Below are 10,654 nucleotides of genomic sequence, written 5' to 3' on the forward strand. Positions count from 1 at the left end.
CTTCAAGGCCGTGCCCCGCGACATCGAGGAGGCCGCCATGATCGACGGCTACAGCCGCCTCGGCGCCTTCCTGAAGGTCGTCGTCCCCATCTCCCTGGCCGGCCTCCTCACCGTCGTCATCTTCACCTTCACCCTCGTCACCCAGGAGTTCGTCTACGCCCTGACCTTCGTCGCCGCCGCCCGGAACTACACGGTGAGCGTCGGCGTGCCGACCTTCCTGGTCCACGGCGATGTCTACTTCTGGGGCTCCATCATGGCGGGGTGCTTCATCAGCAGCGTCCCCATCGCCATCCTCTACAACTTCTTCGTCGACCGCTTCATCGCCGGCTTCACCGTCGGCGCCATCAAGTAACCGCGAGTTCTCCACCGCTACCCGGTCTATCCTCGCGTGCCCGAGCAGGGCGAGGCGCGCGACGGGATTGACGGGAAGTCTCTCCCAAACTTCCTCAAACTCGGGGCCGGACCGCGGTCCGCGCATACACCTGGTCGAGATCCTCGTGCCTGGCGAACCACATGGAAATCCGGAGTGCGCCTGCGACCCGAGCCACCGTCCTGGCCGTGCCCGAGACCGGCGCCGGCCTTGATGCCGTGTATCCATCTTTGGGCATTGGCGCGGGTCGTCACTCGCAGTATCAAAGGGCGTGGCGTGCTGCCACGTGACCGGTAGGAGCGCGCCAGGAGCTGGGATCCCAGTGACGGGCTGGTCATGAAGCTGCGATTCGACCGAGGTACCATCTTGCTGACCGATCCGCCGAAGGAGCTCAACCTTGCCGAGGCGCCGGGCGTTCTCTGGGACCCTCGAGTACACGCCCATCGGGCGCCCGCCAGCAGGTACCCCGCCCTCAAGCGCTGGCTCCTCGAGGGCAGTGCCCAATTCCAGGACATCACTTCGCCTCTTCGCCCGATGCAGGAGGCGTGGTCCGACGTTGACCTCCGGCCCTACCAGGAGGCTGCCCTGTCCGCCTGGGAGCTGGGGCACCGCCGCGGCGTCGTCGCCCTCCCGACCGGGAGCGGTAAGACCCGGCTCGCCCTGGCCGCCATGCACCGGACGCGGCTGAGCGCGTTGTGTCTGGTCCCGACCCGCGTACTGCTCGATCAATGGCTTCGGGAGATCAGGGTCGTCTACGGGGGCGCTGTCGGGTGCTATGGCGACGGCGTGCGCCAGCTAGCGCCACTGACGGTAGCCACCTTCGAGAGCGCGTACCGGCACATGGACCAGCTCGGGGATCGGTTCGACCTCCTCATCGTGGACGAAGTCCATCACTTCGGAGCTGGGCTTCGCGATGAAGCCCTGGAGATGACAGTCGCCGATGCTCGCCTCGGCCTCACGGCAACGCCGCCGCGCGACGCCGGCGCAGCGGCTCGCCTCGCCGAGCTCGTGGGACCGACCGTTTTCGAGCTCGCCGTCGCTGACCTCGCCGGGGGGTTTCTCGCCAGCTTCGACGCGATCACGCTGTACCTGGACCTCACTCCCGAGGAACGTTCCGCTTACACGGGCTTGGCTGCACTGTTCAACGGCGCGTACGCGGACTTCCGTCGGATGGCGCCGGACGCCAGCTGGGCCGACTTCACCCGCCACTCCGCCGGTACCGCCGAGGGCCGGCGCGCGTTGTCGGCGTGGCGCCAGATGCGACGGCTTCTTGGTTTCACACATGCGAAGCGGCGAGCATTGGAAGCTCTGCTTGGACGCCACCGCTATTCCAGGGTGCTGATCTTCACCGCGGACAACGAAACGGCATATGCGATTGCGCGGCAGCACCTCGTCATGCCTCTGACCTGCGACATCGGCCGTCAAGAGCGCGATGATGTGCTCGAGCGCTTCCGCCGCGGTGACATCCGGACGCTCGTGTCGGCACGGGTGCTCAACGAAGGGCTCGACGTTCCCGACGCCGATGTCGCGGTGATCGTGGGCGGTGCCCTCGGGGAGCGCGAGCACGTGCAGCGAGTTGGCCGGTTGCTGCGGCCGGGTGAGGGCAAGCGTGCCGTCGTGTATGAGCTCGTGACACGAAACACGATCGAAGTCGGTCAGGCGCGCAGGAGACGCCAGGGCCTTGTTGCCCGACCATCTGCTCAGCTATAGCGTGGCCGGGGCCCTTGTGGTGCCTCACTTCCTCGGGGAGCACGATCACCCCTGGCTGCGGACTCTCCTCGATGAGCACGAGCGGTTCATCGGAAGGCCCCAGCGCGAGCTGGACGCCCGGCTGCGCGAGCCGCTGCCGTGCGAGAGTCCCCCCAGGAAGCTGAGACTAGCCATTCAGGTTCTGGCGAGGCTCCGCCCCAGCCATCGGAAGACGGCGGTGCCGCCCAGACGGGCTCGGGCGCTCGTCTTCGCGGAGGCGGCCCGGACTCCGGCCCCTCCACACACCGTCCTGTCCACGGTTGCCGCCTCCCTGGGGGTGACCCCAGAGAACCTGCAAGATTCGCTGTTCGGTGACCTGCCCGGCGAACGGCTGGTCGGTGCACCCGCGCAGTCTTTGTCGGCGATCGAACTGGCGCTACGGTGCAACCTCGCGCTGGTTCAGGCGCTCCTCTTCAGCGCGACCGCGGTCAGGATCGAAGTCGAGGGGAACACGCGGGCCCTCGTTCGCCAAGCGAAGTGGCGAGGACTGATCTGTGCCGTCGCCGACCGATCGGGCACCACTGATGCCATATTGGAACTCTCGGGGCCGTTTGCGCTGTTTCGCAACACCGGGCTCTATGGACGGGCGCTCGGTGAACTCGTGCCTCTGCTAGCGTGGTGTCCACGCTTCCGCCTGCGGGCGGAATGCGTCTTCCATGGGCGCCGCCTCACCCTGCAACTCGGGACGGGCGATCCGATCTTTCCGGCGAGCGCGCCGCGTCGATACGACAGCCACCTCGAGGAGCGCTTCGCTCGCGAGTTCCGACGGCTCGCCCCGGCGTGGGATGTGATTCGCGAGCCGGAGCCGATAACTGCGGGGGGCACCATGATCTTCCCCGACTTCGCCCTCCAGCATCGTTCCAACCCGGGGCGCCAGTGGCTCCTGGAGATCGTGGGTTTCTGGACGCCCGACTATGTGGCGCGGAAACTCGCGCTGTATCGGAGCGCTCGCCTGGCCAACCTGATCCTCTGCATCGACGAGGACCGGAACTGTGCCGAAGCCGATTTCCCCCCAGGGGCGCTGGTCGTCAGGTTCCGGCGTCGGGTGGATGCGGCTGCCGTTCTGCGCGTGGTCGAGACCACGCCAGTCTCCCCGCTGACTCGCGCTGCCGGGCCGGAGAGCCGATTTGCATAAAGCCGGAGGAGCGCCGTATGTACCCTGCCCAGTGAAGCGGTACCCGCGCTGTCCGCCCTCATCAAAGGACTCGAATTCTATCCGATCTACCAATAGCTTTCGCAGCATCTGACGGGCTTGTGGGACCTGCCGGGATAGCAGGCGTCACCGGTTCGGGCTTTGAGCTCCTGCTTGATCCGCCCGGCTTCGATGGGACGCACACGGACCTGAGTCTCAAGCTCCTCTAGCTCTTTGATGGGTGCTTTCTTCCGCTCCTCTTCCTGCCTTAGCTTGCGCTCGTCCGGGGGTCGGCGGCGCTGCTTCTTGCTCCCCCCGCGATCGACCTTCTGGCTCTTGTTCCACATGACCTCGTCTCGCGGATGGCGCCCAGCCGTTCCCGTGCCCGCGCGGAGGTGGACGCCGTCGGGCTATTGAGGCACGACGGTCGACAGCGTGCGCTGATTTTGACTTGACAGTCGCTACTCACCAAACGCATAATTTCACCAAAGAGTGAATGGCTCGTCGGTGGTTCCAGGCGGTCCTGGCGAGGATCCGCGAGCTGGCGACTCAGCGGAAGGTGCGCTTCACCATGAAGGCGCTCAAAGAGTTGGCAGGTCTCGATATGGGCCTCGACGAGGAGGACGCCCGCGACGTACTGGCGAACCTGGCCGCGAGCGATTTCGTCGAGCGTCTCCGTTCGAAGAAAACGGGCGAGTGGATGTACGTCTTCAGGCATGAAGTCGCCGAGATCGTCCTGTACCTGAAGGTCATTCTCCGCAGCGATTGCGTCGTCATCTCCTTCCATGAGCAAGAGGACCAAAGCGATGAAGACAATTAACCGGTCGGTTCAACGGACGAGACGCGGTGTGGTCCTTCCAGACGATGCTTGCCCTGAATGCGGCGCGGCGATGAACGAGAAAAGAGGCAGACTCAAACTTCCGGTGAACGGCGAGGAGATCACCGTTACAGAAGCCCCGCACCTGAGCTGTCCGAAATGCCACGAGGTGGTCTTGCGATTCCATGATGCGCGAAAACTCCGACAGCGAGCGCTCGAGATCTATCGCGCAAAGTACGGGCTTCTCTCGGCGGACGACATCCGCTCGATTCGAGAGCGCTTTGGTCTCACTCAGGCTGAACTCGCACGTCTGCTGCGTCTTGGCGGCAACACAATCTCGCGGTGGGAGGCAGGCCGAAACGTCCAGACGGCATCCATGGATATGCTCCTTCGAATGATTCGCGATTTGCCTGGAAGCCTCGACTATTTGCGGAAACACGCCGCATAGAAGCCAGCCCCGGTCATGGACACCGTAGTGGGGTAAGCGCTAGTCGCCGAGGAGGAGGGAGCGGATCTTCTCGGGCTCCGCGATCAAGCCCGCCAGCTTGGTCAGGGAGCCATCAACCGCCTTCGCGAGCGCATCGGCGCCGCCGAACCTCGCCAGCGTCTCCGGCGGGATGAACTTGAAGAGGAGGGTGGACGTCCCCGGCGGCAGACCGGCGAAGTGCACGGTGAGGACGGCGTGGTCCTCCAGGAGGAGCATGGCAAGCGCCGCTGTCGCCTCGTAGGGGACGACGGGCGGCTCGCTGACTCCCGCCCGCTCAAGGGCCAGCTCCAGGATGTCCTCCGCCCTGAGCTGCGCCGTCACCGGCGTCTCGTGGAGCCGGCTACCCAATACCGACCGAAGCGCCGCGGCGACCTGCCTGGTGGACTTCACCAGGGCCCGGACGCGCTCCGGGGTGTACTGCGCGAGCGATCGCACCGCTGCCGGGTATAGCATCGGCCGCGCCTCGAGCCCGAACTCGAAGGCGCGGGAGCGGATCCGGGCGACGAGGGCACGCTCGCCCGCCAGGAGCCCGAGGCGCGGCCCAATGGTCCCGTACTTGTCCAGGCCGGTGGCCCCCACGTCCACGCCGAGCTGGAGGAGCCGGGGCTGAGCGAAGATCGCCGGCCCCACTCGCCCGCCTCCGGCGTCGTCCACATAGACCGGGACCTTTCGCGCATGAGCGAGCCTGACCACCTCGCGGACTCCGTCCAAAGGCAGGAGATCGTAGGTCACAGCCAGCCGCGTCAGCACCACGAGCGCCACCTGCCCCTCGCGCTCTAAGGCCTCGGCGAAGGTCGGGAGATCCGGGGCGTCCACGAACTTGGCGCCCACGTGGGCTGCAGCTCGGACCACGGAGGGATGGCTATGGCTCGCTGACACGCCGAGCACAACGTCACCGGGCTTGACGAGGGCCAGGTGAGTGGCGAGCGTCGCGCCGGTCATCCGGTTCAGAAGCACGACGTCGTGGCGGTCGGCGGCGCCGCCCAGGTGGTCCAGCGCCAGCGCCGTGAGACGATCCAGGTAGAGCGCGGGGGCCAGCTCGTCGTCGGCGAAAGGAAGGTCCTCCGCAGCCAGCGGGAGCGAGCGCTCGAGCCCCGAGAAATTGAACACGGCGCCCGGGCCTCCCGCGCGCACGCGATCCGCGATGATCCGCCACGCGCGCCTGAGCTTGAGAAAGTCGTCCTCGGTGCTCGCGAGAATCTTCCCCCGGGCGTAGGGGAGCGGTGGGTCCACGCGGTTGCCGAACCGATCGGTGTCCATGCCTGCCTCCGTGCCCCGCAGTATACCGGGCAGGCGCCCCATTGTCATTGTCGCTTTCACGCCGTATAGTCCATCCATCTCGTCAATCCGAGAGGAGGATTCGTGATGGCCGAGCTGATCCACGTGTCCAGGGTGAAGATCGTGAAGGACAAGGGACCGGTGCGGAGGGCTTTCATCGAAGCGTTCCCGGAGCCCGTGAGGTACGGGGTCCACGGCGGGATCAAGAAGTTCTACGGCGTGGAGCCGGAGGAGGAGCTCCCGACCACCCTCGACCACGTCATCGCCGCGGTGGCCGGGTGAATGACCGGGACGCTAGCCGGGGCGCTAGCGGCGCGGAAGATCCCGACCCAGCCCGACAAGCTCGCCTCCGAGGTGGAGGGGTTCATCGAGAACGTGGAGGGCAAGCCCCTGATCACGAAGATCAAGGTGCACTACAAGGTGAAGGTGCCCAAGGGCAAGCGGGAGGACGCGCTCCGGGCCATCGAGGTCCACGAGAAGGGCTGCCCCGCCTCCCAGTCAGTCCAGCGGGGCATCGCCGTCGAGTGGGACGGAAGCGTGGACGAGGAGTAGGGGGCGCTGCGTTACCGGGTCTCATCGTCTTGCCGACAGGGATCCTCCTGCTGGCCGCGCTCGCCCTCCTGTGGGGCACCAACTGGCCAGCGATGAAGCTCGCGCTCAACGAGATCGGGCCCTGGACGTTCCGGAGCGTCTGCCTGGTGGGCGGAGGGATCGGGCTGCTGACCATCGCCAGGGCCGGCGGTCACCCGCTACGTGTCGCCCCGCAAGAGCGCGGGCCCCTCTTCGTCGCCGCGCTCTTCAACATCACCGGGTGGCACATCTTCTCCGCCTACGGGCTCAGCCTGATCCAGGCGGGGCGGGCGGTCATCATCGCCTACACGATGCCGCTCTGGGCCGTCATCCTCGGGCGCCTGCTCCTCCGCGAGCCGCTGACGCCGGGCCGCATCCTGGCGCTCCTCCTCGGTCTCGCCGGCCTCGCGGTGCTGATCGGGCCCGAGGTCGCGGCGCTGTGGAGAACTCCTGTGGGCGCGCTCCTCATGCTGGCCGCCGCGCTCTCCTGGGGCGCGGGCACCGTGCTCGTGAAGAAGGGGCGCTGGACGATGCCGACCGTCGCGCTCACGGCCTGGCAGGTCAGCCTGGGGGCGGTGCCGGTGGTGCTGGGCCAGCTCCTGCTGGAGCCGCTCCCCTCACTCTCCCAGCTCAGCCTCATCGCCGTGGCGGGAACCGCCTACGCCACGCTCATCGGCATCATCCTCTGCCACTGGGCGTGGTTCAAGGCGGTTCGGCTCCTCCCGTCAGGAGTCGCGGCGATCGGGACGTTGGGGATCCCCGTGGTGGGAGTGCTGAGTAGCGGGCTGGTGCTCGGGGAGCCGATGGGAGCGGCGGAGTTCGCGGCGCTCGGGCTCGTCTTGCCGGCGCTGGCGATCGTGCTGGCCAGTCCGGGACGCGCGCGGCGGGAATGAGGGCCCGCGCCGATCGCGCGGACCTGGTCACTCTCCGACCTGAGGGCTCACCATCCGCGCCGGCCGCACGCAGGAGTCGAACTCCTCTGGTGCTGTCGGGCCGGTACGCGCCTGGAATCTGGCCTGCCGTTGCCCGGGCACACGGCCGAAGATCAGTCCGGCTATCGGGACCGGAATCAAGGGGGCAGCCGACTCACCGGATCGGTTAACGTGGCTCCAGGTGCCGTGTATCCGATGGCGAAGGCACCGGCGGTGGAGCCAGATGAACCGATACCTGTACATCGTGGGTCGAGACCGGGTTGAGCTCTACGACGTTCTGAGGCAAGAGTTCTCCGCGAATCAGGGAGTCCGGATCCTCCTGGACCGGCGCAACGGAGACCGACGGAAGCGCACCGGTTCACGTGACCCGGAGCGCCGCACGGCGGAACGGCGCCGTCGGCCCTTCGACGGGTTCGCGGTCCTCCGCGAGACCTAGGCGCGCGGGTCCCCCCTCCGACTTAGCCGCCGAGGTGGGGGCTCACCATGCGCTCGGGCCTCACGTGCTTGTCGAACTGCTCCGCGGTGAGATAACCCAATGCGACTGCCGCCTCTTTAAGCGTGAGCCCTTCCTTGTGCGCTTTCTTGGCGATCTCAGCGGCCCGGTCGTAGCCGATCACGGGTGTCAGCGCCGTCACCAGCATCAGCGACCGCTCCAGGTGCTCGCGGATCCGCTCCCGGTCCGGCTCGATGCCGCGGGCGCAGTGTTCCTCGAAGGACTCGCAGGCATCCTTGAGGAGGCGCACCGACTGGAGCACGTTATGAATGATGAGCGGCTTGAAGACGTTCAGCTCGAAGTTCCCCGAGGCCCCGCCTACGTTCACCGCTACGTCGTTGCCGAGGACCTGGGCGCAGACCATCGTGAGCGCTTCCGACTGGGTCGGGTTCACCTTGCCGGGCATGATCGAGCTGCCGGGCTCGTTCTCCGGGATCGTGATCTCGCCGAGCCCGGAGCGCGGCCCCGAGGCGAGCCACCGGACATCGTTGGCGATCTTCATGAGGGCCGCGGCGAGGGTCTTGAGCGCCCCGTGGGCGGCCACCAGAGCTTCGTGGGCGGCCAGGGCCTCGAACTTGTTCTCCGCCGAGACGCACGGCTGCCCCGTCAGCTCGGCGATCTTCTGCGCCGCGCGCTCGGCGAACTCCGGATGGGCGTTGAGGCCGGTCCCCACGGCGGTCCCCCCGATGGCCAGCTCGTGGAGGTGCGGCAGCGCCGCCTCGAGGTGCCGGAGCCCGTGGTCGAGCTGGCTCACCCACCCCGAGACCTCCTGCCCGAGCGTCAGCGGCACCGCGTCTTGGAGGTGCGTCCGCCCGATCTTGACGATGTCGGCGAAGGCCCGGGCCTTCTTATCGAGCGTGTCCCTGAGCCGCCGCACGGCGGGGGCGAGGCGCCCCTGGAGCTGCTCCACGGCGGCGACGTTCATCGCGGTGGGAAAGGTATCGTTGGAGGATTGACACTTGTTCACGTCGTCGTTCGGGTGGACGGGCTTCTTCGAGCCGAGCTGACCCCCCAGAAGCTCGATGGCGCGGTTGGCGATGACTTCGTTGGCGTTCATGTTGGTCTGGGTGCCGCTGCCGGTCTGCCAGACCGAGAGCGGGAAGTGGTCGTCGAGCTTCCCCTCGATCACCTCGTCCGCCGCCTGGACGATGGCGCGCGCCTTGTCCTCAGGCAGGAGCCCAAGGTCCCGGTTCACCAGGGCGCAGGCCTTCTTGAGGATGCCGAGCGCCCGGATCAGCTCGCGCGGGAAGCGCTCCCTGCCGATCCGGAAGTGGTGGAGCGATCGCTGAGTCTGGGCCCCCCAGTAGCGATCCGCGGGGACCTCCATCGGCCCCATGCTGTCGGTCTCGATGCGCGTCTTCATGCCGTCGCCTCCTCCGGTCCTGCTCGCGGGCTTTTAGTATACGCCCGCGGACGGACGCGACGAAGGGACCTCGCCGGATCGGGGAGCACAGAGGGGGCCGGCTCGGAGCCTGTCCGAGTAAGCGCGTTCGAGCGCCCACCCACTCCTACGGAGTGGGTACCCGGCCGGCGCAACCCATCCTGGGGGAGGTCCGGAAGGGGGGCGTAGCCCCCCTCCGGGTTCCCTACCGGGGGAGGAGGAGCGACAGCCCCGTCAGCAGGAGTGCCGCCAGGAGCGACTCGATGTGGATCCGGCGGGCCTGGCGGCGAAGCCGGATCGCTTCCGCCGCGTCCCGAACGCGCTCCTCGCCGGCGTCCATGTTGCGCGACCCGCGCGCCGCCAGGCGGACTCACGTCTTCCCGCGCGCCTGGAAGAAGCCGAGGGCAGCCGCCCAGAACGGCAGGAAGAGGGCGATCCGCCAGGCGAGGGCCGCGCCCTCGGCCACGAGCGCGACGGCGATCGCTGTGCCCACGCCGAGCATAATGCCGCTCAGCGCAAGCCGCTTGCGCCGCTCGCCGGGCCCGATGTTCACCGCGAGACCCGCGCCCTCACCCCCGCCCCGGCTCGTCGTCGGCATCATCAGAGTCTTGATCCTTCGCTGAGCTTCCGCCATCATACGCCAGGCGCGCCGAGCCGGCGAGAGCCGGTGCGGGAGCCACCCTCGCTCCGGGTACCAAGGCGAATATCCGTGCCGGGCGCCCGTCCAATCAGGCCGGAAGCGGCTCATCCCGCGCCCGGAAAGGAGACTGCGATGCGGATCAGGATCCTCGGAGCCTTCCTCCCACTGCTCATGCTCGCCTCGCCAGCGGCCGGCTCAGAGCCGCGCGCGGCGACCCCCGCCGCCCATGCGGAACTGGGCCGGGCCATCGAGGAGCTGTCCAGCCAGCTCCACGGGCTGGGCAGCCGCTGGCGCGAGCACTTCATGCACCCGGGGCCGCGCGCCGAGCGCCCGCTCATCACGCTCATGCTCAGGCACCGCGACGAGCTGGGGCTCTCCGCCGACCAGGTTCAGAGCCTGGAGCGGCTGAGGGCCGACTTCCAGCGCGAGGCCATCCGGCGCGACGCCGACCTGCGCGTGGCCGAGGTGGAGCTCGGGAGCCTCCTCAACGCCGACGCCGTCGACCTAGGCCAGGTGGAGACGAAGCTCCGCGAGATCGAGCGCATCCGCGTCGACCTCCGCCTGGCGCGAATCCGCACGATCGAGCAGGGCAAAGCGCAGCTCTCCCCCGAGCAGCGCGCGAAACTCCGGAGCCTGCTCGCTGAGCCCCGGATGCCAGGCCCTCCCATGGGCTCGCCCCGCCACCGTACCGGAGACACCCTCTAGAGCCTCGGAGGGGGGCTCCGCCCCCCTTCCGAACCTTATACTATCTCGGACCCGGGAATGACATGACTACTATCCCCAACCCTGTGACGTGGGAGTTCAC

14 protein-coding genes are annotated in these 10,654 nt (G+C 67.8%); 10 read left to right on the forward strand and 4 right to left on the reverse strand.

What is annotated here, in order from left to right:
* The 3 genes from HY726_04685 to HY726_04695 form a co-directional block, all read left to right on the forward strand.
* A partial coding sequence (locus HY726_04685) for a carbohydrate ABC transporter permease (protein ID MBI4608287.1) occupies positions 1-352 on the forward strand: 352 nt, incomplete at its 5' end.
* Positions 353-706: 354 nt separating this feature from the next.
* On the forward strand, positions 707-2,080 hold the full coding sequence (locus HY726_04690) for a DEAD/DEAH box helicase (GenBank protein ID MBI4608288.1): 1,374 nt from the start codon (positions 707-709) through the stop codon (positions 2,078-2,080).
* Positions 2,055-3,254, forward strand: a complete 1,200-nt coding sequence (locus HY726_04695; GenBank protein MBI4608289.1) for a DUF790 family protein — start codon at positions 2,055-2,057, stop codon at positions 3,252-3,254. Before HY726_04690 ends, HY726_04695 begins: the two co-directional genes overlap by 26 nt.
* An 86-nt stretch (positions 3,255-3,340) precedes the next feature.
* On the opposite strand, the gene HY726_04700 is transcribed toward HY726_04695, so the two are convergent.
* Positions 3,341-3,598, reverse strand: a complete 258-nt coding sequence (locus HY726_04700) for a hypothetical protein (GenBank protein ID MBI4608290.1) — start codon at positions 3,596-3,598, stop codon at positions 3,341-3,343.
* Positions 3,599-3,747: 149 nt separating this feature from the next.
* Between HY726_04700 and HY726_04705 the strand changes: the two genes are divergently transcribed.
* Together HY726_04705 and HY726_04710 are read left to right on the forward strand one after the other, a co-directional pair.
* Complete coding sequence (locus tag HY726_04705; protein MBI4608291.1) at positions 3,748-4,071, forward strand: type II toxin-antitoxin system MqsR family toxin; 324 nt, start codon at positions 3,748-3,750, stop codon at positions 4,069-4,071.
* Positions 4,072-4,099: 28 nt separating this feature from the next.
* Entirely contained in the window at positions 4,100-4,516 is a 417-nt protein-coding gene (locus HY726_04710; GenBank protein ID MBI4608292.1) for a type II toxin-antitoxin system MqsA family antitoxin, read from the forward strand.
* A 39-nt stretch (positions 4,517-4,555) separates the two neighbouring features.
* Here the strand turns inward: HY726_04710 and HY726_04715 are convergent, their stop codons facing one another.
* The gene (locus HY726_04715) at positions 4,556-5,815 is read right to left on the reverse strand and encodes a hypothetical protein (GenBank protein MBI4608293.1); all 1,260 of its coding nucleotides are present in this window, start codon (positions 5,813-5,815) and stop codon (positions 4,556-4,558) included.
* A 105-nt stretch (positions 5,816-5,920) separates the two neighbouring features.
* On the opposite strand from HY726_04715, the gene HY726_04720 reads away from it, so the two are divergent.
* The 4 genes from HY726_04720 (at position 5,921) to HY726_04735 (ending at position 7,771) form a co-directional block, all read left to right on the forward strand.
* Positions 5,921-6,115: a hypothetical protein gene (locus HY726_04720; protein ID MBI4608294.1), complete on the forward strand. Its 195-nt coding sequence runs from the start codon at positions 5,921-5,923 to the stop codon at positions 6,113-6,115.
* The gene (locus HY726_04725) at positions 6,116-6,385 is read left to right on the forward strand and encodes an OsmC family protein (GenBank protein ID MBI4608295.1); all 270 of its coding nucleotides are present in this window, start codon (positions 6,116-6,118) and stop codon (positions 6,383-6,385) included.
* 29 nt (positions 6,386-6,414) lie between these two features.
* Entirely contained in the window at positions 6,415-7,296 is an 882-nt protein-coding gene (locus HY726_04730; GenBank protein MBI4608296.1) for a DMT family transporter, read from the forward strand.
* A gap of 262 nt (positions 7,297-7,558) precedes the next feature.
* Positions 7,559-7,771 carry a hypothetical protein gene (locus tag HY726_04735; GenBank protein ID MBI4608297.1) on the forward strand — a complete coding sequence of 71 codons (213 nt, stop codon included), beginning with the start codon at positions 7,559-7,561 and terminating at the stop codon, positions 7,769-7,771.
* Positions 7,772-7,793: 22 nt separating this feature from the next.
* Here HY726_04735 and fumC read toward each other — a convergent pair whose 3' ends face one another.
* A complete protein-coding gene (fumC, locus tag HY726_04740) occupies positions 7,794-9,191 on the reverse strand; it encodes a class II fumarate hydratase (GenBank protein MBI4608298.1) in 1,398 nt (465 codons plus the stop codon).
* Between the two features lie 388 nt (positions 9,192-9,579).
* Positions 9,580-9,810: a hypothetical protein gene (locus tag HY726_04745; GenBank protein ID MBI4608299.1), complete on the reverse strand. Its 231-nt coding sequence runs from the start codon at positions 9,808-9,810 to the stop codon at positions 9,580-9,582.
* A gap of 171 nt (positions 9,811-9,981) precedes the next feature.
* On the opposite strand from HY726_04745, the gene HY726_04750 reads away from it, so the two are divergent.
* Positions 9,982-10,554, forward strand: coding sequence for a periplasmic heavy metal sensor (locus HY726_04750; GenBank protein ID MBI4608300.1), 573 nt, complete (start codon positions 9,982-9,984; stop codon positions 10,552-10,554).
* Positions 10,555-10,654: the final 100 nt, after the last annotated feature.

The organism is Candidatus Rokuibacteriota bacterium, assembly GCA_016209385.1.
In the GTDB taxonomy this organism is placed as follows: domain Bacteria; phylum Methylomirabilota; class Methylomirabilia; order Rokubacteriales; family CSP1-6; genus JACQWB01.

Bases quoted from the DNA above. Each gene is read 5' to 3' on its own strand.
- HY726_04690 (MBI4608288.1), top strand. From the start codon at position 707: ATGAAGCTGCGATTCGACCGAGGTACCATCTTGCTGACCGATCCGCCG.
- HY726_04700 (MBI4608290.1), bottom strand. From the start codon at position 3,598: ATGTGGAACAAGAGCCAGAAGGTCGATCGCGGGGGGAGCAAGAAGCAG.
- HY726_04705 (MBI4608291.1), top strand. From the start codon at position 3,748: ATGGCTCGTCGGTGGTTCCAGGCGGTCCTGGCGAGGATCCGCGAGCTG.
- HY726_04715 (MBI4608293.1), bottom strand. From the start codon at position 5,815: ATGGACACCGATCGGTTCGGCAACCGCGTGGACCCACCGCTCCCCTAC.
- HY726_04720 (MBI4608294.1), top strand. From the start codon at position 5,921: ATGGCCGAGCTGATCCACGTGTCCAGGGTGAAGATCGTGAAGGACAAG.
- HY726_04725 (MBI4608295.1), top strand. From the start codon at position 6,116: ATGACCGGGACGCTAGCCGGGGCGCTAGCGGCGCGGAAGATCCCGACC.
- HY726_04735 (MBI4608297.1), top strand. From the start codon at position 7,559: ATGAACCGATACCTGTACATCGTGGGTCGAGACCGGGTTGAGCTCTAC.
- fumC (MBI4608298.1), bottom strand. From the start codon at position 9,191: ATGAAGACGCGCATCGAGACCGACAGCATGGGGCCGATGGAGGTCCCC.
- HY726_04745 (MBI4608299.1), bottom strand. From the start codon at position 9,810: ATGATGCCGACGACGAGCCGGGGCGGGGGTGAGGGCGCGGGTCTCGCG.
- HY726_04750 (MBI4608300.1), top strand. From the start codon at position 9,982: ATGCGGATCAGGATCCTCGGAGCCTTCCTCCCACTGCTCATGCTCGCC.